Raw genomic sequence first — 20,155 nt, 5'->3', positions numbered from 1 at the left:
GCCGCCGATACGCCTCTGACCTGCGGAAACGTGGACTACTTCACTGCGGGACCCACCTTGAGCAAGATCGTCGAGCCGTCCTTGGCCTCCTTGACGATCGCGATCTTGGTGTTGGTGTCAGTGACCTTCACGCCACCGGTGGGGTTCGCCGGGTCGTAGTAGGTGCCGGTGTGGTCGTCGAAGACCGGGACACCCTTGGACGACTTGATCACCGTGGCGACGTCCGCCTTGTGCAGCGTGATGCCGTCCGTGCGGTACAGGCTGAAGGGCGAGTCGTAGGCCTGCATCCGGTTGCGCATCAGCGTGCCGTCGGACCACTTCAGCGCCGTCGGGTGCGAGTCGATCGGCAGGATCAGACCGGTGCCCGGGTGGCCGTTGGCGCTGTTGGTGTTGTTGTCCGCCTGGGAGGTGTCCCACTTCCAGATCAACAGGCCGTTCTGGTAGGGGTAGTGCTCCACCCAGTCCGGACGGCTCGTCGAGAAGCCGAAGTTGTACGGGCCGGACTTCAGGGTCTTGTCGTACGACGCGTACTGCCGGTTCTCGGCGATGTAGTACTGCTTGTAGTCCTTGGTGAAGGACGCCCCGATGCGGGAGAAGCCGTTCGACGTCCAACCGGCGTCCTGCGACTCGGCGTTGTCCGAGAACACCGGCGTGCCGTCGGCGGTCACGGTGATCTCGTCGGCCGTGAAGCCGTTCTCGGCGACACCGCCGTCGGTGGCGTAGCGGAAGCGCAGGTCGATCTTCTTGCCCGCGTAGGCGTCGAGCGAGTACGACAGCTTCTTGTGCGCCTGCGAGAAGCCGGTCAGCGCCGGCTTGCCGCTGCCGTCACGCGGGATGGCCTGGCCGTCGGCCGTGCCGTCCACGGCGGTCCAGTTGGCGCCGCCGTCCGTCGACACCTCGGCGTAGAGGTAGTCGTAGCCGTCCTCGATGGCCCACCAGCCGTCCAGGTCCAGCTTCGCCGACGACTTGCCGGTCAGGTCCACCGACCGGGTCAGCGTGTTCTTCAGGTCGTTGCCGCTGCCGCTCCACCACTGGGTCGAACCCTCGGCGGGCTGGGTGATCGTGGTGGTGACCGCCTTGTCCGGCAGGGTGACCACGAGCGCCTGCTTGTTCCAGGTGTTGTACTCGGCCACGCCCAGCTTGTGCGTGGACTGGGTGCCGGCCTTGGCCGTGTCGTAGTTCAGCCAGCCGAGCTGCAGCTTGTCCCAGGCGTTCATGTCGCCGGGCAGGTCGCCGATGGACTCCTTGCCCGTGCCCAGCCAGGAGCCGGAGGACATCAGGGTCCAGAAGCCGGTGGAGTTGTCGCCGCCGGCGGTGTCGTACTCGTCCGGCAGGCCGAGGTCGTGGCCGTACTCGTGGGCGAAGACGCCGAGGCCGCCGTTCTCCGGCTGGATGGTGTAGTCGCCGACCCAGACGCCGGTGTCGCCGACCTGGGCGCCGCCGAGCTTGTTGTTCGCGGGGCCGGTCGCGCCCGCGTCGGTGCCGAAGGCGTACCAGCGGTGGGCCCAGATCGCGTCGGTGCCCTGGGCGCCACCGCCCGCGGACTCGTCCTCACCGGCGTGCACGAGCTGGAAGTGGTCGATGTACCCGTCGGGCTCGTTGAAGTTGCCGTCGTGGTCGTAGTCGTACCGGTCCCACTGGTCGTACTTTGCCAGGTCCGCCTTGATCGCGGCGTCGGACTTGCCGGCCGCCTTCTGCTGGGCGACCCAGGCGTTGACGCCGTCGCTGACCACGTTCCACACACTCGGGCAGTTGGTCTGGCCGCAGGCGTTGTTGCCGTAACGGGCCTCGTTGTAGGGGACCTTGACCCAGTCGGAGACCTCGCCGTCCACCGAGTAGCGGCCCGAGGACTGCTTCTCGTAGTACTTCTTCAGCGACTCGGTCTTCTTGCCGGTGCCGAAGTAGAGGTCCTGGTAGTGCTTCTGGTCGTAGTCCTTCTGCCAGGCCGTGGAGTTGTCCTTCTTGCGGTCCGGCGCGGCGATGGTGTTGTGCAGCGGGCCGGCCGTGCCCCCGTACTTCGGGTCGGTCTTGTCCCCGAACTCCACCAGGATCGTGAAGATCTTGTCGGTCTTCTCGCGGCTCAGCTCGACGTACTTGCTCTTGCCCTTGCGGCTCTTGAGCGCCACGACCTTGGAGCCGTTGCGCTCCTGCGCCTTGGCCTTGCCCGATATGAGCTGGTTCAGCGCCTCGCGGTGCTGGGCCTCCTGGGTCTTGCTCAGCGGACCGTCGAGGTCATGCGCCCGCTGCTTCACCGGAGCCGGGTCGTGCCGGTTGACGGCCGCGGCCGGGGTCTGGGTGCTCGCCTCCGCGACGGCGAAGGTGGCGAACGTGGCGGAGGCCGCCGCGAGCGTCACGCCGATCGCGGCCGCTCTGAACGTCCAGGATCTGCTGGTCACTTGAGTTCCTCCCCTGCGCCTGTTCGGCGCATGCCAAGTGACGTAATTTGACTAGAGGTTTAGAAGAAAAGACAGTCCTTGACTTGTTCTAGCCAAGTGGACTAAGCACAGCCGACGTTCGCTTTACGAACCTGCTCGCGGCCTATGCCTCCACGCCATGACTCCGTGCGCCCCCTGTGCACCGGTACCGTGGGTTAGGTCACGCTTACCGGGTGCCTGGCTCGGGCATGCACGCCAAGAGAGCCGAATGGCACGCCATCCGAAGAATCCCCCGAAGACTTCCGAGGACACGATTGTCATGCCTCGTCCGACTGCCGCACAGCTCGTTTACGGTTCCTGCACCGTGATCTTCTCGACGCTCGCCATGCTGCTGCTGTCCCAGACGAGTTCGGGCCTCGGGGTCACCGTCATCGCCCTCGCGGCGCTGGGCCTCGGGTTGCTCGTGGCGATGACGGTGCCCCTGCCGAGGGCCCGTACGACCGGGGCCGCGGCCGAACCCGCCGAGCCCGCCCACCAGGAACAGCCGGTTTCGTCGGCCCTGTGAACAGTGCGCACGAAAGCGGCGGGCCGTGACCTCACGGACCCGCCGCTCTCGTGTGGACGGCCGTCTGTCAACGCGTGCTGACCACCACCGTCTTCGCCGCCTTGTCGTGCAGACCCTGTTTGTAGGGCCTGTCGAAGAAGCTCCAACCACCGCAGATCGCCGTCCAGATGCAGGCGCAGCAGAAGGCGAACGGCACCCACAGCACGAGGGAGCGGATCAGGTTGGTCTGCACCGAGGGCGTGGCGCCGTCGTCCAGGTTCGCCACCCGCATGCCGAGCCACTTCTTGCCGAGGGTCTGGCCGTACTTGCTCATCATGAACGTGTCGTAGGCGATGTACAGCACGGCCGCGATGACGGACTGTCCCACGGACTTGCCGACCTCGACGTGATCGCCGTTGACCTGGTACTCGCGCACCCCGAACGCCCAGGTGAGCAGCCAGACGATGATGCCGACGAGGATCATGTCGGCGATCCGCGCGAGCGTCCGCCTGCCGCTGTCGGCGAGCGGGGGCATACCGGCGAGCGGGTCGCCGGGGTAACCCCCGGGACCGGCGCCATAGGGGCCCGGGCCGTAGGGGCCTCCCCCGTAGGGACCGCCGCCATAGGGAGGGGGCTGGCTTCCGTCGTAGGGGGGCGGTGGCTGATCGCCGTACGGCGGCGGAGGCTCGCCGCTGCCGTACGGGGGTGGCTGGCCGCCGCCGGGTGGCTGCCCGCCGCCCGGCGGCGGGGGCTGCTGGGCGCCGCCGTACGGCGCGTCGTACGGCGAGCCCGACCCCTGGTCCGACGGGGGCCGCTTCCTGAACGGGTCGTCCTCGGGAGGCTGCTCTCCCGAGCCGGGGGGCGGTTCGCTGCTCATGGCCCGAGTGGACCGCGAACGCCCCGGCTCCGCATCCGGCGGACCGCCGTACGGAGTACCGGGCGGCAGGGCGCCGCGCGGCCGGCCGGCGGTCAGCCCGCGACGAAGGTGTGCGCCGCCTTGTCGTGCCAGCACTGGTGCCAGGGCCGGTCGAACAGGCACCACAGCACGCCCACGATCCCGACGCCGAGCAGCCCGGGCACGCTGTAGACCAGCCAGCGGCGCAGTGCCAGGCCGAAGGTGGGCGGCTCGTGGGCCTCGATGTCCCGCACCTCGAGGCCCAGCAGCCTCTTGCCGAGCGTGCGGCCCCACTTCGCGGTCGGCAGCACCTCGTAGACGACGCCGAAGAGCAGCAGGACGGCGAGCACGATGCCGAGGCTGGTGGCGGTCGTGCCGTCGAGCAGCCAGACGGTGACCTCGTGGCCGGACAGCTTGGCCGCGTCGACCTTCTGCCGGATGTGGTCGACGGCCTCGGTGCCGAGCGGTACGGCGGCCGCGGCCGTGACGGCGCCCGTCACCAGGCCGTCGATCAGCCGGGCGGCGAGGCGCTTGCCGAGCCCGGCGGGACGGGCGGCGGCCTGCCGGCGCGCGGCCGCCTGGAAGGGGTCCTCCACCGGCGGCTTCCACGGCGCCACGGGCTGCTCGTCGCCGCCGCCGGCGAGCTGGTGCACCTGCTGCGCCCAGGACGCCTGACCGCCACCGGGACCGCTGGTCACCGGGGTGACCGGCGGACTGCTCTGCGCCGGCAGGACGGGTGCCACGGCGGCGGACGCGGGCTGGGGCCCCTGGGATGCCTGCGGTGCCTGGGCGGCGGCACGTGCGGCGGCGGCCTTACCGGCCCCGAAGCCGGGCCCGCCGGCCGGGGAGGACGGGCCGGATGCGCCGACGGGACCCTGGGGCCCGAAGCCGCCGGGCGCCGCTCCCGAGCCGGGCCCACCGAAACCGGGGCCCTGCGCCGGAACCTGCGAGCCGAAACCGGAACCCGCTCCCGCCTCGGCACCAGAGGCCTGCACGCCGAAGCCACCGGGTGCGCCGGCGGCGGAACCCCCGCCCGCGTCGCGGCCGCCCGGCCGCTGCGCCGGCCCGTGCGGCCCGAAACCGGAACCCGCCCCGGCTTCCGCGCCGGAGGCCGGGGAGCCGGGCGCCCGGGGCCCGGGGGCCGGTGCGCCCGGCCCGCCCTGGCCCGGTACCGGGTGGAACGTCATCGTGCCCTCGTCCCGGACGGCCGCGGGCCCCGGGACCGGCCGGCGGAAGATGAACGTGCCGCCGGGATCCTGGTCGTCGCCCTCCGCCGGCGGGATCGAGGCCGCGCCGTCGGAGGGCCCGGCCTGGCCGGCCGGCCGGTCCGAACCCTCGGCGGGCACCCTCGGGTCGGTGCCCCAGGCGGTACGCCGCTCCGCGTCAGCGGCGGAACCGAACCGGCCCGCCGGCCGGCCACCGGCACCGGGCTGCCCGGCACCCCGGCCGCCCGCGCCCGGGTACGGACCGCCCGGTCCGGACCGCGCCGCGCCCTGGTCGCCGTACCCGGCCCGGCCCGCGCCGTGCCGGCCGTCGGCCTCCCAGGCGCCGGAGCCGTCCTGGCCGGAGGGCGTCGGTTCCGGGTCCTCGTCGAAGAAGTGCGGGCCGGTCTCCTCCACCGCCGGAGGCGGGGTCGCGGGACGGACGCCCGGCGGCGGGGCGAGCGGTTCGCCGTCCTTCGGCGCCGGACGGCTGGTGCCGGGCACCCAGGAGGCGCCGTTCCAGTACCGGACGTAACCGGGGATGGACGGGTCCGGGTAGTAGCCCTCGCGGGGCCTGTCGTCACCTGGGGCCGGGGTTGGGGCGCTCATGTCCGTCGTCCCGTATCTGCTCGGGGGTGGGATGGGGGCCTCCACATCTATCAGACCGGGGCACCCCGCAGCGCCAGTCCCGCAGGACCCACCCCTTTCCGGGCAACGTCGTACCCCGCTGTCACGGGTCCGCGAAAAAAATTTCTCCGAACCCGCGTAATGACCCGGCCCCGGCGCCCTCTGCTCTGGTGCGGGCCCGGTCCGAGCGGCCCGGACGGAACGAGAAAGGCAACGTCATGCATCACACCGTGGTGGAGCGGGAGCTGGAGATGCGGCTCATCCTGTCGCCGGAACGCGGCATCCCGGTGCCGGCCCGGCTCGGCTACCGCTCCGACGATCCGTACGCCGCCCATATCGCCTTCCACATCAACTCCGCGTCCCCGGTCACCTGGACGTTCGCCCGCGACCTGCTGGTGGAGGGGGTGTTCCGGCCGTGCGGGCAGGGAGACGTGCGGGTGTGGCCGACCAAGGTGGACGGGCGCAGTGTCGTGCTGATGGCGCTGAGCTCGCCGGACGGGGACGCGCTGCTGGAGGCGCCGGTACCGCAGGTGTCGGCCTGGCTGGAGCGGACGCTGCGGGCGGTGCCGCCGGGGACGGAGGGCGGGCAGCTGGGCATCGACGGCGCCCTCGACCAGCTGCTCGCCCGGTGAGCGGCCGTACCGAGGGCTCAGAGGACCTTGCCCGGGTTGAGGATGCCCAGCGGGTCGAAGGCCTGCTTCACGGCCCGCTGCAGTTCGACCCCGACCGGGCCGATCTCCCGGGCCAGCCACTCCTTCTTCAGTACGCCGACGCCGTGTTCGCCGGTGATCGTGCCGCCCAGTTCCAGGCCGAGGGCCATGATCTCGTCGAAGGACTCGCGGGCGCGCCGGGACTCGTCCGCGTCCTGGGCGTCGAAGCAGACGGTGGGGTGGGTGTTGCCGTCGCCGGCGTGCGCGCAGACGCCGATGGTCAGGTCGTACTTCTCGGCGATCCGCTCGACGCCCTCCAGCATCGCGCCGAGCTTCGAGCGGGGCACGCACACGTCGTCGATCATCGTCGTGCCCTTGACCGCCTCCAGCGCGGTCAGCGAGAGCCGCCGGGCCTTGAGCAGCAGTTCGGACTCGGCGGCGTCCTCGGCCGGGACGACCTCGGTCGCGCCCGCGGCCTCGCACAGGGCGCCGACGGCGGCGAGGTCGGCGGCCGGGTCCGGGGTGTCGAAGGCGGCCAGCAGCAGCGCCTCGGTGGTCTCCGGCAGGCCCATGCGGGCGAGGTCGTTGACCGCCTTGACGGTCGTACGGTCCATCAGTTCGAGGAGGGAGGGGACGTGACCGCCCTCCATGATCCGGCAGACGGCGTCGCAGGCGGCGGTCGCGGAGGGGAACTCGGCGGCCAGCACCAGCTGCTGCGGCGGCTTGGGCTTGAGGGCGAGGACCGCGCGGACCACGACGCCGAGCGAGCCCTCGGAGCCGACGAACAGCCGGGTGAGGTCGTAGCCGGCGACGCCCTTCGCGGTGCGGCGGCCGGTGGACAGCAGGCGGCCGTCGGCGAGGACGACGTCCAGGCCGAGGACGTACTCGGCGGTCACGCCGTACTTGACGCAGCACAGGCCGCCGGACGCGGTGCCGATGTTGCCGCCGATGGTGCACATCTCCCAGCTCGACGGGTCCGGCGGGTAGTACAGGCCGTGCTCCTCGACCGCGCGGGACAGGGCCGCGTTGATCACGCCCGGTTCGACCACGGCGATCCGGTCGACGGGACTGATCTCCAGGATGCGGTCCATCTTGATCAGGGAGAGCACGATGCAGCCCTCGACGGCGTTGGCGGCGCCGGACAGACCGCTGCGGGCGCCCTGCGGGACGACGGGCACGCGCACCTCACTGGCGGTGCGCATGACGTGCTGGACCTGTTCGACGGTGCGGGGGAGCACGACGACGGCGGGGGCGCCGGCCGGGCAGAAGCTCGCCATGTCGTTGGCGTAGGAGGCGGTGACGCCGGGGTCGGTCAGGACGGCCTCGGCGGGCAGGCCGGCCAGGAGCCGGTCCGTGAGGTTGCCGGTGCCCTCGGCTGCTTCGGAGCGGGGCGCTTCGATACGGCTCATGATCACAGCGTCGCACTCACAGGCATCGGTGTGAACCCCATCGGCCCGGCGCTCGGGCCGCCCGGACCGGCTCCTCGTCCAAAAGCACAGTGACCGCCGTGGACGACCGAGGGTGGATATCGGGTGCGTCCCCGCCGGAGGAGCCGCCGGCGCCGCGCCGCGGGCGGCGGTGGCCGCGCCGGCTGCCGGTGAGCGCGCTGGGGGCGGGGTCGCGGGCGGGCGCGCTGGGGCTGCGGCCGCCCGCGGGCCAAGCGCACCGGCACGCGGCGGTCCGGCCACCCGCCGCCCGTCCGTGGGCGCAGGCACTGAGGGCTCCGGCCCCGGGGGTGCCGGCCGCGCTGCCGCAGCCGGCGGCGCCGGACGAGGGGATTGCCGCCGTGAGGGGCCGGCGGCACCTCGCGCCTACAGGTTGCCCCGCTTGGCCTGCTCGCGCTCGATCGCCTCGAACAGGGCCTTGAAGTTGCCCTTGCCGAAGCCCATCGAGCCGTGGCGTTCGATGATCTCGAAGAAGACCGTCGGGCGGTCCTGGACCGGCTTGGTGAAGATCTGCAGCAGGTAGCCGTCCTCGTCGCGGTCGGCGAGGATCCTCAGCTCGCGCAGGGTCTCGATCGGGACGCGGGTGTCGCCGACCCACTCGCCGAGGGTGTCGTAGTAGGAGTCGGGGGTGTTGAGGAACTCCACGCCGGCCGCGCGCATGGTGCGGACGGTCTGCACGATGTCGTTGGTGTTCAGCGCGATGTGCTGGACACCGGCGCCGCCGTAGAACTCCAGGTACTCGTCGATCTGGGACTTCTTCTTGGCGATCGCGGGCTCGTTGATCGGGAACTTGACCTTCAGGGTGCCGTCCGCGACGACCTTCGACATCAGCGCGCTGTACTCGGTGGCGATGTCGTCGCCCACGAACTCCTTCATGTTCGTGAAGCCCATGACCTTGTTGTAGAACCCGACCCACTCGTTCATCCTGCCGAGTTCCACGTTGCCGACGCAGTGGTCGATGGCCTGGAAGGTGCGGTGGGCGGGCGGGGTGACGAGCGGGGCGGCGGCGACGTAACCGGGCAGGTAGGGACCGTCGTAGCCGGAGCGGTCGACCAGGGTGTGCCGGGTCTCGCCGTAGGTGGCGATCGCCGCGAGGACGACGGTGCCGTGCTCGTCCTTCACCTCGTACGGCTCGGCGACGCTCCGCGCGCCGTGCTCGATGGCGTAGGCGTGGGCGGCGCGGGCGTCGGGGACCTCGATGGCCAGGTCGATGACGCCGTCGCCGTGCTCGGCCACGTGCCGGTCGAGGAAGCGGCCCCAGTCGGTGCTCGCCTTGATCACCGAGGTGAACACGAACCGTGCGGAGCCGTTCTCCAGCACGTAACTGGCGGTCTCGCGGCTGCCGTTCTCCGGTCCGGAGTAGGCGACCAGCTTCATGCCGAAGGCGGTGGAGTAGTAGTGCGCCGCCTGCTTGGCGTTGCCCACGGCGAAGACGACCGCGTCCATTCCCTTGACCGGGAAGGGATCGGCCTGCCGGGCGGTGTCGGGAGTGTGCTGTGTGGTCTGCGTCATGCCCGAAGGGTGGCCCCGCTCTGCAAGGTGCGCAATAGTTTGCGTAATCACTGGGCAATCTGCTCAGCGGTACGGCGGTATCGTCGGTCTTTCTGTACAGGATGCCCATCCCTGGGGGTGCCGTGGCGATCGATCATCTGGACGGGCGGATCATCGTGCTCCTCGCTCAGGAGCCGCGCATCGGCGTGCTGGAGATGTCCCGGCGGCTGGGGGTCGCCCGGGGCACGGTGCAGGCGCGTCTGGACCGGCTTCAGTCGAATGGAGTGATCCGCGGATTCGGTCCGCAGGTGGATCCGGCGGCCCTCGGCTATCCGGTGACGGCCTTCGCGACCCTCCAGATCCGGCAGGGCCAAGGGCCGGACGTCCGGGCGCACTTGGCGACCGTGCCGGAGGTGCTGGAGCTGCTGACCACCACCGGCAGCGGGGACATGCTGTGCCGGCTGGTGGCCCGTTCGAACGCCGATCTCCAGCGGGTGATCGACCGGGTCGTCGGTTTTGATGGCATCGTCCGGGCCTCCACGGCGATCGTCATGGAGAACCCCGTCCCGCTGCGGATCATCCCGCTGGTGGAGCAGGCGGCCACGGACAGCAGCGAAGGGACGTAGGCCGATCTCGGGGCTCGGGGTGAGCGCGGGTGAACTTCTGGGAGTACCTGGGCAATCGCCACCAGCAGCTGCTCACCGACGCCTGGCAGCACGCCAGCGCGGTCTTCCAGTGCATGGTCCTGGCGACCGCCATCGGGGTGCTGATCGGGGTCGTCACCTACCGCTCCGACTGGGCGGGCAACCTCGCCACCACGGCCACCTCCACCATCCTCACCGTCCCCTCCCTCGCGATGATCGGTCTGCTCATCCCGGTCGTCGGCCTGGGCGTGCCCCCCACGGTGATCTCGCTGACCCTGTACGGGCTGCTGCCGATCGTGCGGAACGCGATCGTGGGCCTGCGCGGGGTGGACCCCGCCCTGGTGGACGCGGCCCGGGGCATCGGCATGTCCCGTCCGGTGCGGCTGGCGCGGGTGGAGCTGCCGCTGGCCTGGCCGCCGATCCTGACCGGCATCCGGGTCTCCACGCAGATGCTGATGGGCATCGCCGCGATCGCCGCCTACGCCTCGGGACCGGGCCTCGGCAACGAGATCTTCCGCGGACTCGCCTCCCTGGGCAGCAGGAACGCGCTGAACCAGGTGCTCGCGGGCACCCTCGGGATCATCATCCTCGCGCTGCTGTTCGACGCCGTGTACGTGCTGATCGGCCGGCTGACCATCCCCAGGGGGATCCGTGTCTGAGACGACGGCCACGCACGGCGCCTCCATCGAGCTGGAGAACCTGACCAAGCGGTACCCGGGCAGCCCTCAGCCGGCCGTGGACAACGTGAGCATGGAGATCAAGGCGGGCGAGACGGTCGTCTTCGTCGGCCCGTCCGGCTGCGGGAAGTCCACGACGCTCAAGATGATCAACCGGCTGATCGAGCCGACCGGCGGCCGCATCCGCATGGGCGGCGAGGACGTCACCGACATCGACCCGGTGAGGCTGCGCCGCAAGGTCGGGTACGCGATCCAGTCGGCCGGTCTCTTCCCGCACATGACCGTCGCACAGAACATCGCCCTCGTACCGAAGATGACCGGCTGGCCGAGGGCACGGATCCGGGCCCGGGTCGAGGAGCTGCTCGACCTCGTCGGCCTGGACCCGGGCGAGTTCCACGGGCGGTATCCGCGCCAGTTGTCCGGCGGCCAGCAGCAGCGGGTGGGGGTGGCCCGGGCGTTGGCGGCCGATCCCCCGGTGCTCCTGATGGACGAGCCGTTCGGCGCGGTCGACCCGATCACCCGCGACCACCTCCAGGACGAACTGATCCGGCTCCAGCACGAGCTGCACAAGACGATCGTGTTCGTCACCCACGACTTCGACGAGGCGATCAAACTGGGCGACCGGATCGCGGTCCTGCGCGAACGCTCGCACATCGCCCAGTTCGACACCCCGGAGGCGATCCTCACCAATCCGGCCGACGACTTCGTCTCCGGATTCGTCGGCGCAGGCGCGGCCCTGAAGCGGCTGAACCTGACCCGGGTGCGGGACGTGGAGATGCGGGACTACCCGACGGTGACGGTGGACACCCCGCTCCAGCAGATCTTCGGGTACCTGCGCGGCAGCGGCACCAACGAGATCCTCCTCCTCGACAGGCGCCGCCGCCCCTACAAGTGGCTGCGCCGCGGCGACCTGATGCGGGCCCGGGGCTCGCTGGCCCGCGCGGGCACGCTGGTGCACGACACGGTGACCCGGGACGCGACGCTGCGGGACGCGCTGGAGGCCGTCCTGACGGACAACGCGGGCCGGGTCGCGGTGACCGGGCGGCGCGGCGAGTACATCGGCGTGGTCGACATGGAGACGCTGATGAACTCCGTGCACGAGCTGCTGGAGGCCGACCGCCTCGATGCGATGGAGCACCAGCACGAGCTGGAGGAGGCACGCGCCCAGCAGACCCATCTGGAGCAGGAGGGTCCTGGAGGGGGGACGAAGGCGTGAGCACCGCTCCACAGCAGCGGCCCGACGGCGAGCACGAGGTCAGCGGGCCCGCCTTCCGCGACGCGGGCGAGGCGGAGCGGGAGGCTCCGCCCCCGGCCCGGCGGCCGCCCGCGCGCCGGGTGTCCTGGCAGCGGCTGACGTTCCTGCCCGCGTTCCTTGTGGCTCTTCTCCTCGCGACCTGGCTGTGGTTCCGGCAGGCGAGCCTGGACACGATCTCGCAGAACGCGCTGGCGGGCGGCCAGGTCTCCAAGGCGCTCTGGCAGCACGTGAAGCTGACGGTGATCTCCACCTTCTTCGTGCTCGTCATCGCGATCCCGCTCGGCATCGTGCTCACCCGGCGGGCCTTCCGCCGGGCCACCCCGGTGGCGGTGACCTTCGCCAACACGGGCCAGGCGACCCCGGCGATCGGCCTGCTGGCCCTGCTGGTCATCTGGCTCGGGACGGGCACGAAAGCGGCCCTGATCGGCATCGTCGTCTACGCGATCCTGCCGGTGCTCTCCAACACCATCGCGGGCCTCAGGGCAAACGACCCGACCCTGCTGGAGGCGGCCCGCGGCATCGGCATGTCCCCGCTCGGCGTGCTCGCGCGGGTCGAACTCCCCCTCGCCGTCCCGCTGATCCTCGCGGGTGTCCGTACGGCCCTGGTCCTGAACGTCGGTACGGCGACCCTGGCCACCTTCGGCGGTGGCGGCGGCCTGGGCGTGCTGATCACCACCGGCATCACCACCCAGCGCATGCCGGTACTGGTGCTGGGCTCGGTCCTGACCGTGGCGCTCGCGCTGCTGGTGGACTGGCTGGCCTCGCTGGCGGAGGTGCTGCTGCGACCGCGCGGCCTGGAGGCGGGCACATGAGACGCGGCGCATGCCTGCTGGCGGCGGGGCTCATGACGATGTCCGGCTGCGGGCTGACGAGCGGCTCCCCGATGGCCGACGACGTCGAGCCCGGCACGATCGGCCGGGGCGAGCCGCTCAAGGGGGCCCGTCTCACCGTCACCTCCAAGGAGTTCACCGAGCAGCTGATCCTCGGCGCGATCATGGGGATCGCCTTCCAGGCGGCCGGCGCGGACGTCCTGGACCGCACGGGCATCCAGGGGTCCATCGGCTCCCGGGAGGCCGTGAAGAAGGGCGACGCGGACGCGCAGTTCGAGTACACGGGCACCGGCTGGATCACCTACCTGGGCAACAGCAGGCCGATCCCGGACCCGGAGAAACAGTGGGCGGCGGTGCGGGACGCCGACGCGCGGAACGGGCTGACGTGGCTGCCGCCGGCCCGGCTGAACAACACCTACGCCCTGGCCATGAACCAGGCGAACTTCAGGAAGTACGCCACCCGGACGCTCTCGCAGGTGGCCGCGCTGGCCGCCAAGGACCCCGGCGCCGTCACCCTGTGCGTGGAGAGCGAGTTCGCCAACCGGGCCGACGGACTGCCCGGCCTGGAGAAGGCGTACGGGATGAGCGTTCCGGCGCGGAACGTCACGCAGATGGACACCGGGATCATCTACACGCAGGTCGCCAAGGGCAAGTGCACGTACGGGGAGGTGTTCACCACAGACGGGCGCATCAAGTCGATGAACCTGGTGGTGATGGAGGACGACAAGAAGTTCTTCCCCAACTACAACGCGGCCCCCGTGGTCAACACCAAGGTCCTGAAGAGATGGCCGGCCATCGCGAGCGTCATCGAGCCCGTCACGAGGAAACTGGACAACTCCGTGGCGCAGACGCTGAACGGCAAGGTGGACGTGGACGGCCAGGATCCGCACCAGGTGGCGCTGGACTGGATGAAGCAGGAGGGGTTCGTGAAGTAGGGAGCGCCGACCTGCGCGCCCGGGCCGGTCGGCGACGGCCTAACAGCTCGGGACCGAGCCCTTGCCGTGGTCCAGGGCCACCAGGGAGTTCACCGCGCCCTTCAGCGTGGTGACCGGGACCAGGCGCAGCCCCTTCGGCAGCTCCGCCTTGGCGTCGGCGCACTCCGCCTTCGGCACCAGGAAGACGGTCGCCCCGTCCCGTCGGGCGGCCTGGGTCTTCAGGGCCACTCCGCCGACCGCGCCGACCTTGCCGGCGGCGTCGATCGTGCCCGTACCGGCGATGGTGCGGCCGCCGGTGAGGTCACCACCGCTGCCGTCACCGTGCAGCTTGTCGATGATCCCCAGGGTGAACAGCAGGCCCGCGCTCGGCCCGCCCACGTCGGCGAGCTTCAGCGTGACCCTGACCTTGTCGGCGCTCAGCCCCAGGTACTTCAGCGCCGCCTGGGTCGCCGCGTCCTGGGACTGCCGCATCTGCGCCTCGTTGTGCTTCTCGATCTCCTTGACGGTGTCACCGCTCGGGTAGACCGCGTCGCGCGGCATCACGGCCCGGTCGGTGCGGAACCAGTTGCCGAACACGTCTCCCAGGGTCACCCGGGCGTCCGGTCCGGTCGCCTCGATCGTGACCATCCGCAGCTGCCCCCTGGTCCCGCGGACCGGCGCGCCGGAGACGGTGATCACCTGGGCGCCCTTGTTCTCGCCGAGCACGTTCGCCGTCATCCCGGGCTGGGCCACCGAGAACGGCAGCGGAGCGAGGGCCGCCGTGGCCAGCAGGGCCACGACGGGCAGCGCGCAGACGGCGACGGCCTGGGGACGCGTGAGACGTGAGAGCACAGGGTCAATCTAACGCGACCGTCACCTGCGCCTTATGCCGCGTACAGGTCCCGTCGCTCCCGGGCGAACCGGAGAGGGCCTCCGGAAGCGGCCCGACGCCGGTGCCGGGACCGGTCGGCGCCGGGAGGTGGCCGTCCACCAGCACGAAGGCGCGGGCGGCTCATGGGCCGGACAGGCAAAGGGTTGGCGGGGCTGGGTGGCGGGTGAGGGGCGGGTGAGGGGCCGGATGAGCACGGGAATGATGCGGTCCGCTGCCGGGTGCGGGACCGTCGTGGTCCCCCGCGCAGCTCCCCGCGCCGCTTCGGGAGCCGCGGCTCCGTTGGCTTGCAGCGCTGTGGACAGTCGTGCCGCCGGGGGTGCGGCACGGCACGGCCGACGTCAGCGCAACGCCTCGGCGACCTCCCGCGCCGCTTCCACCACCCGCGGTCCCACCCGCTCCGGCACGGAGTCCGCCAGCATCACGACGCCCACGCTGCCCTCGACCCCCGTGACCCCGACCAGCGGCGCCGCGGCCCCGCTCGCCCCGGCCTCCAGCTCACCGTGCGTGAGGGTGTATCCGGGGTCCAGGGACGGCGACTGCCGAGCCGCCAGGATCGCCCTGCCCGCGGCCCCCCGGTCCAGCGGATGCCGGAAACCGGCCCGGTACGCCACGTGATAGTCGGTCCAGGTCGGTTCGACCACGGCGACGGCCAGCGCCTCCGTACCGTCCACCAGCGTCAGGTGGGCCGTCGCCCCGATGTCCTCGGCGAGCGATCGCAGCGCGGGCAGCGCGGCCTCCCGCACCAGCGGATGCACCTGCCGGCCGAGCCGCAGCACCCCGAGCCCGACCCGGGCTCGCCCGCCCAAGTCACGCCGTACGAGGGCGTGTTGTTCCAAAGTGGCGAGCAACCGGTACACGACGGTACGGTTCACGCCCAGTTTCGTGGACAGTTCGGTGACGGTCAGCCCGTGGTCGGTGTCGGCCAGCAGCTTGAGGACGCGCAGTCCCCGGTCGAGCGTCTGAGAGGTCTCCGCGGTCACGACGCCCACTCCTTCGGCGGTGAGGTCGGCGGACGCTGAGCGACGGATGCGTCGCCGAGTCCCGTCGGCGACGCGCTTCAGAGGCCGCCGATCGGCAGGACGGCCCGGCGGCTCCGGGCCATGTCGCTTCACGGCTGCGCTCCGCGGCGGCGCTGCCACGGGGCGTGTGCGTAGCGGGACAGTAGCGAAGCAGGTTCGCTGAGCGGAAGCCTCCGTCCAGAATCCGGGCAAGACTACTTCCGGCCTGCATCAATTCGTCCGGATACGCACACGCAGCAGGAACTGACACGCGCCACTCACCTGGGGTCCGGGGTGAAGCGCCGGGCCGGCCGCCTCCTGGCCGACCGAGCCGGCCGGGCGGGTGGGCCTGGGAAAACACCGCCGAACCCGGCGGAGCGTCACCGCATGCGGGTCGCCCACTCCTGCACCTTGGCGATCCGCTGCCGCAGCTGCCCCGCCGTCGCCTCCGCGCTCGGCGGCCCCCCGCACACCCGCCGCAGCTCGGTGTGGATCACCCCGTGCGGCTTGCCGCTCTGGTGGACGTACGCGCTGACCATCGTGTTGAGCTGCTTGCGCAGCTCCATCATCTCCTTGTGCGTGACCACCGGACGCCGCTCGGCGGGCAGCTCCAGCAGGTCGGCCTCGGTGTCGGGTTTCTTCCGGCTGTGCGCGATCTGGCGGGCCTGCCGCTTCTGCAGCAGCAGCTGCACCTGCTCGGGCTCCAGCAGCCCCGGGATGCCGAGGTAGTCCTGCTCCTCCTCGCTTCCCGGGTGCGCCTGCATGCCGAACTCGGCGCCGTCGTACAGCACCCGGTCGAAGACCGCGTCGGACTCCAGCGCCTCGAAGGGCAGCATGTCCTGCTCGCCGGTGTCCTCGTCCTGCTGCTTGTTCGCCTCCTCCATCTCCTTCTCGGATTCGGCGTACGGGTCCTCCTCGCCCTCTTTCTTCGGCTTGTCGAGGGCGTGGTCCCGCTCCTTCTCCATCTCGTTGGCGAAGGTCAGCAGGTCGGGCACGGTCGGCAGGAACACCGACGCGGTCTCGCCGCGCCGCCGGGACCGTACGAAACGCCCGACGGCCTGCGCGAAGAAGAGGGGTGTGGAGATGGTCGTCGCGTACACGCCCACCGCCAGCCGGGGTACGTCGACGCCCTCGGACACCATGCGGACCGCGACCATCCAGCGGTCGGTGCTGTCGCTGAAATCGTCGATCCTCTTCGAGGCACCGGCGTCGTCGGAGAGGACGAGCGTCGCCTTCGTCCCGGTGATCTCCCGGATGAGCTTGGCGTAGGCGCGGGCCGAGTCCTGGTCGGACGCGATGACGAGGGCACCCGCGTCCGGGATGGCCTTCCTGACCTCGGTGAGCCGCTGGTCCGCGGCGCGCAGCACGCTGGGCATCCAGTCGCCGCGCGGGTCGAGCGCCGTACGCCAGGCCTGGCTCACCGCGTCCTTGGTCATCGGCTCGCCGAGCCGGGCGGCGACCTCGTCACCGGCCTTCGTACGCCAGCGCATGTTGCCGCTGTAGGAGAGGAAGATGACCGGCCGCACGACCCCGTCCGACAGGGCGGACCCGTAGCCGTACGTGTAGTCGGCGGCGGACCGGCGGATGCCGGCGTTGTCCTCCTCGTACGTCACGAAGGGGATGGGATTGGTGTCGGAACGGAACGGCGTACCGGTCAGCGCGAGTCGGCGCGTGGCGGGCTCGAACGCCTCCAGGCAGGCCTCGCCCCAGGACTTGGAGTCACCGGCGTGGTGGATCTCGTCGAGGATGACGAGCGTCTTGCGCTGCTCCACGCGGTTGCGGTGCAGCATGGGGCGCACACCGACACCGGCGTACGTGACCGCGACCCCGTCGTACTCCCTGCCGAGCGGGCCCGCGCTGTACTCGGGATCCAGCTTGATCCCTATCCGGCCCGCCGCCTCGGCCCACTGCTTCTTCAGGTGCTCGGTCGGCGCGACCACGGTGACCTGCTGCACGACGTGATGGTGCAGCAGCCAGGAGGCGAGCGTCAGCGCGAAGGTCGTCTTGCCGGCGCCGGGGGTGGCGACGGCGAGGAAGTCACGCGGCTGCTCCTGGAGGTACTTCTCCATCGCCCCCTGCTGCCAGGCACGCAGCTTGCTGGCGGTACCCCAGGGCGCGCGGCCCGGGAAGGCGGGCGACAGGTGGTGGGAGTGAGCGGAGGAGGAAGCGGCGGTGGTAGTCACGGTCTCCGTATTTTGCGGGGCTCGGGCGGCTCGGTTTTTCAGAGGGCTGGGGCGGCTACGTATGACAACCGGGCCACCCTACCGGCGCCGCCCTCCCGTCAACGCCCGGACGAGGCCGGGTCCCCCGCGGGTGGGACCCACGTCACAGCCGCCGCAGCCGCCCCGCGATCACCCCGACATCGCCCACCTCACCGGAGGCCGCATCGATGACCAGGTCGTACGCGGTGTCCTGGTCGGCACCGGCGCGCTCCCACCCCGTTGAGGGCGAGGAAGGCGGCGGTGGCGGGCCACGTGGTGCGCTTGTCGCCGTCGACCAGGTGGTGATCGGTGGCGAGGGCGTGCGGCAGGGCGGCGGCCTGCTCGTGCAGGTCCTCTCAGGCGGCCGTACCGGACATCCGGGCCCGCGGCCGGTGCACGGCCGAGGCCGGCAGGACCGGGCTCGCGCGCCTTCGGCGGCCGGCCGCCGAAGGCGCTCTCGGCCACGGCGGTGACCTCGGCGACGGTGAGACGGCGGCTCATTCGCCCAGCCTCCGCACCGGATCGGCGTGGCTGCGCGCCAGGCGCTCGGCCCGGGCACGGACGACCGGTGTCCGCCGTGCGGCCGGATCGCAGGAGAGGGTCGGCTCGCGCATGGCGAAAGAGTGAGGAACGGCGGACCGGCCGGGGACCGATCTCCGCGGGTCAGCGGGCCCGCAGCCGGGTCGTCACCCACGCCCCCGCGAGCGCCACTGCCGCCATGGGCAGGAAGACCACGGCGAAGGCGGTCGGCCGGGTGCCGTTGGCCGTCGCCGTGGTGACCGCGGTGCTGCCGCCGCCCGTGGCCGCGAACGCGGCGCCGGTCGCGGCGAGCAGGACGACGTTGGAGAGGGCGTCGGAGATCTGGAGCGCGGCGGAGTTCGCGCCGGCCGCCTTCGGGGCGGACAGCTGGAGCAGGAGCACGCTGGTGGAGGAGATCACCAGGCCCATGCCGAGGCAGCCGAAGCCCCAGGCGACGGCGAGGGTCCAGACCGGCACGGAGTGCACCAGCACACTGGGCGCCGCGGTGATCGCCGCGGCGACCAGCAGCATCCCGAGCAGCATCAGCCGCTCCCGGTACGGCTGCATGCGCGGCCGGGACTGCAGCCACGAGCCCAGCGCCCAGGAGCCGCCGCCCGCCGCCATCGAGAACCCGGCGAGCGTCGGAGTGAGACCGCGCTGGGTGACCAGCATCAACGGCACGAAGGACTCGGCGGCGACGAAGGACCCGGCGGACAGGCCCCGCAGCAGCACGACGGAGGGCAGTCCGCGGGCCGCCCGGTAGGTGCCGCGCGGCAGGAGACCGAGGACGGCGGGGACCAGCAGTGCGGCGCCGGCCAGCCCGGGCAGGAGGGAGAGGGGGCGCAGGTCCTGGGCGGCGTACTGCAGGAGGCCGGCGCCGAGGGAGATGCCGAGCGCGAGCCGGATCCGCCGCCGGTCGAAGGAACCGTCGCCGGACGCCGCGTCCACCGGGCCCGAGGCCCTCCGCCGTATCTGCGGCAGGGCGAGGGCGAGCGGGAGAACGACGAGGACCGGGATGCCGAGGAACACCCAGCGCCAGCCGAGGTGTTCGGTGACGGTACCGGCGGCGAGCGGGCCGACGACGGTCGGGACGATCCAGCCCGCCGCGAAGGCCGCCAGGATCGCGGGCTGCAGCCGCTCCGGGTAGGCGCGGCCGACGACGACGTACAGCGCGACGATGACCAGCCCGCCGCCGAAACCCTGCACCGCCCGCCCGAGGATGAACACCCACATGACCTGTGCGGTCCCGGCGACGACCAGTCCCGCGGCGAAGGCACCGATGCCGGTGGTGAGCGCACCCAGGGGGCCGCGCCGGTCGGACCACTGGCCCGACAGCACCATGCCGAACAGGCTGGTCGTGAAATACCCGGAGAAGGCGAACGCGTACAGGGCCACCCCGTCCAGGTCCCGCGCCGCGACCGGCATGGCGGTGCCGACAGCGGTCGCCTCGAAGGCGATCAGCAGCACCACGGAGACGACGCCGATGCTGAGCGCCCGGTAGGCCCGGCTCAGTACGCCGTCCTCTTCTCTCTCGGCGGCGTCGGACGCAACGGCGGCGTCTCTGGGCTCCAGGGCGGTCATGCCCGTCAGCGTAAGGTCCACGACCCGGTTTGACCCCTGTCCGCTGTCCGGCCGGCTCTGCGACCTTGGCCGTACGACCCCCTTTCATGAACGCCGTGTGGCAGTCCCGTTGCAGCCCCGCCGATTCCCTTGAGCCGCTCGGCGCCGGCGCCGTACCTTCATTTCCACGAACACGGCCGTGTGCCCGAGTGGTTCAGGGACTCGCCTGCAAAGCGGGTTACGCGGGTTCGATTCCCGCCACGGCCTCTACCTGCCTGACCAGGCACAACGAAAGGGCGGCACCCCGGAGGGGTGCCGCCCTTCTCGCCGTCCGTCTCAGTTTCCGTCTCAGTAGCCCGGCAAGAACATGCCAGCCACGCCGGCACTGTCCGGTTCGCCCGTCTCAGCTCGCCGTCGGGCCCTCGGCCCTGAGAGA

General features: G+C 71.6%; 16 protein-coding genes and 1 tRNA gene. 8 read left to right on the top strand and 9 right to left on the bottom strand.

What is annotated here, in order from left to right; all coding sequences use genetic code 11:
• Positions 1-35 precede the first annotated feature (35 nt).
• A complete protein-coding gene (locus AB0L59_RS00435; RefSeq protein ID WP_365577646.1) occupies positions 36-2,396 on the bottom strand; it encodes an immune inhibitor A domain-containing protein in 2,361 nt (786 codons plus the stop codon).
• Positions 2,397-2,694: 298 nt separating this feature from the next.
• On the opposite strand from AB0L59_RS00435, the gene AB0L59_RS00430 reads away from it, so the two are divergent.
• Entirely contained in the window at positions 2,695-2,940 is a 246-nt protein-coding gene (locus AB0L59_RS00430) for a hypothetical protein (protein ID WP_365577643.1), read from the top strand.
• Between the two features lie 67 nt (positions 2,941-3,007).
• Here the strand turns inward: AB0L59_RS00430 and AB0L59_RS00425 are convergent, their stop codons facing one another.
• Together AB0L59_RS00425 and AB0L59_RS00420 are read right to left on the bottom strand one after the other, a co-directional pair.
• On the bottom strand, positions 3,008-3,796 hold the full coding sequence (locus AB0L59_RS00425) for an RDD family protein (protein WP_365577640.1): 789 nt from the start codon (positions 3,794-3,796) through the stop codon (positions 3,008-3,010).
• A gap of 92 nt (positions 3,797-3,888) precedes the next feature.
• Positions 3,889-5,625, bottom strand: coding sequence for an RDD family protein (locus AB0L59_RS00420; RefSeq protein WP_365577637.1), 1,737 nt, complete (start codon positions 5,623-5,625; stop codon positions 3,889-3,891).
• 236 nt (positions 5,626-5,861) lie between these two features.
• Between AB0L59_RS00420 and AB0L59_RS00415 the strand changes: the two genes are divergently transcribed.
• On the top strand, positions 5,862-6,275 hold the full coding sequence (locus tag AB0L59_RS00415; RefSeq protein WP_365577634.1) for an SsgA family sporulation/cell division regulator: 414 nt from the start codon (positions 5,862-5,864) through the stop codon (positions 6,273-6,275).
• Between the two features lie 17 nt (positions 6,276-6,292).
• On the opposite strand, the gene AB0L59_RS00410 is transcribed toward AB0L59_RS00415, so the two are convergent.
• Both AB0L59_RS00410 and hppD read right to left on the bottom strand, forming a co-directional pair.
• A complete protein-coding gene (locus AB0L59_RS00410) occupies positions 6,293-7,708 on the bottom strand; it encodes an FAD-linked oxidase C-terminal domain-containing protein (protein ID WP_365577631.1) in 1,416 nt (471 codons plus the stop codon).
• 396 nt (positions 7,709-8,104) lie between these two features.
• Positions 8,105-9,250 carry a 4-hydroxyphenylpyruvate dioxygenase gene (gene hppD / locus AB0L59_RS00405; RefSeq protein ID WP_365577628.1) on the bottom strand — a complete coding sequence of 382 codons (1,146 nt, stop codon included), beginning with the start codon at positions 9,248-9,250 and terminating at the stop codon, positions 8,105-8,107.
• 122 nt (positions 9,251-9,372) lie between these two features.
• On the opposite strand from hppD, the gene AB0L59_RS00400 reads away from it, so the two are divergent.
• Genes AB0L59_RS00400 through AB0L59_RS00380 form a run of 5 tightly spaced genes read left to right on the top strand, consistent with a single transcriptional unit; the run spans position 9,373 to position 13,570 of the window.
• Complete coding sequence (locus AB0L59_RS00400; protein WP_365577625.1) at positions 9,373-9,855, top strand: Lrp/AsnC family transcriptional regulator; 483 nt, start codon at positions 9,373-9,375, stop codon at positions 9,853-9,855.
• A gap of 29 nt (positions 9,856-9,884) precedes the next feature.
• On the top strand, positions 9,885-10,532 hold the full coding sequence (locus AB0L59_RS00395; RefSeq protein ID WP_365577623.1) for an ABC transporter permease: 648 nt from the start codon (positions 9,885-9,887) through the stop codon (positions 10,530-10,532).
• On the top strand, positions 10,525-11,766 hold the full coding sequence (locus AB0L59_RS00390; RefSeq protein ID WP_365577620.1) for a betaine/proline/choline family ABC transporter ATP-binding protein: 1,242 nt from the start codon (positions 10,525-10,527) through the stop codon (positions 11,764-11,766). Before AB0L59_RS00395 ends, AB0L59_RS00390 begins: the two co-directional genes overlap by 8 nt.
• A complete protein-coding gene (locus tag AB0L59_RS00385; RefSeq protein ID WP_365577617.1) occupies positions 11,763-12,617 on the top strand; it encodes an ABC transporter permease in 855 nt (284 codons plus the stop codon). Before AB0L59_RS00390 ends, AB0L59_RS00385 begins: the two co-directional genes overlap by 4 nt.
• Positions 12,614-13,570 carry a glycine betaine ABC transporter substrate-binding protein gene (locus tag AB0L59_RS00380; protein WP_365577615.1) on the top strand — a complete coding sequence of 319 codons (957 nt, stop codon included), beginning with the start codon at positions 12,614-12,616 and terminating at the stop codon, positions 13,568-13,570. Before AB0L59_RS00385 ends, AB0L59_RS00380 begins: the two co-directional genes overlap by 4 nt.
• A gap of 39 nt (positions 13,571-13,609) precedes the next feature.
• Here the strand turns inward: AB0L59_RS00380 and AB0L59_RS00375 are convergent, their stop codons facing one another.
• The 4 genes from AB0L59_RS00375 to AB0L59_RS00360 form a co-directional block, all read right to left on the bottom strand.
• Positions 13,610-14,401 (bottom strand): S16 family serine protease, encoded by a 792-nt coding sequence (locus AB0L59_RS00375; RefSeq protein ID WP_365577612.1) that lies wholly within the window; start codon positions 14,399-14,401, stop codon positions 13,610-13,612.
• Between the two features lie 378 nt (positions 14,402-14,779).
• Positions 14,780-15,421, bottom strand: coding sequence for a helix-turn-helix domain-containing protein (locus tag AB0L59_RS00370; RefSeq protein ID WP_365577609.1), 642 nt, complete (start codon positions 15,419-15,421; stop codon positions 14,780-14,782).
• Between the two features lie 398 nt (positions 15,422-15,819).
• Entirely contained in the window at positions 15,820-17,622 is a 1,803-nt protein-coding gene (locus tag AB0L59_RS00365) for a DEAD/DEAH box helicase (RefSeq protein ID WP_365577606.1), read from the bottom strand.
• 681 nt (positions 17,623-18,303) lie between these two features.
• On the bottom strand, positions 18,304-19,740 hold the full coding sequence (locus AB0L59_RS00360) for an MFS transporter (RefSeq protein ID WP_365577603.1): 1,437 nt from the start codon (positions 19,738-19,740) through the stop codon (positions 18,304-18,306).
• A 174-nt stretch (positions 19,741-19,914) separates the two neighbouring features.
• On the opposite strand from AB0L59_RS00360, the gene AB0L59_RS00355 reads away from it, so the two are divergent.
• Positions 19,915-19,986 (top strand) — tRNA-Cys (locus AB0L59_RS00355).
• Positions 19,987-20,155: the final 169 nt, after the last annotated feature.

The sequence above is a fragment of the Streptomyces sp. NPDC052109 genome, assembly GCF_040680195.1.
In the GTDB taxonomy this organism is placed as follows: domain Bacteria; phylum Actinomycetota; class Actinomycetes; order Streptomycetales; family Streptomycetaceae; genus Streptomyces.
The sequence above is the reverse complement of the archived record's forward strand: the minus strand, read 5'-3'. Positions and strand labels throughout refer to the sequence as shown.

Excerpts from the sequence above, each read along its gene's own strand:
- AB0L59_RS00420 (WP_365577637.1), bottom strand. The coding sequence starts at position 5,625 with ATGAGCGCCCCAACCCCGGCCCCAGGTGACGACAGGCCCCGCGAGGGC.
- hppD (WP_365577628.1), bottom strand. The coding sequence starts at position 9,250 with ATGACGCAGACCACACAGCACACTCCCGACACCGCCCGGCAGGCCGAT.
- AB0L59_RS00430 (WP_365577643.1), top strand. The coding sequence starts at position 2,695 with ATGCCTCGTCCGACTGCCGCACAGCTCGTTTACGGTTCCTGCACCGTG.
- AB0L59_RS00415 (WP_365577634.1), top strand. The coding sequence starts at position 5,862 with ATGCATCACACCGTGGTGGAGCGGGAGCTGGAGATGCGGCTCATCCTG.
- AB0L59_RS00360 (WP_365577603.1), bottom strand. The coding sequence starts at position 19,740 with ATGACCGCCCTGGAGCCCAGAGACGCCGCCGTTGCGTCCGACGCCGCC.
- AB0L59_RS00425 (WP_365577640.1), bottom strand. The coding sequence starts at position 3,796 with ATGAGCAGCGAACCGCCCCCCGGCTCGGGAGAGCAGCCTCCCGAGGAC.
- AB0L59_RS00380 (WP_365577615.1), top strand. The coding sequence starts at position 12,614 with ATGAGACGCGGCGCATGCCTGCTGGCGGCGGGGCTCATGACGATGTCC.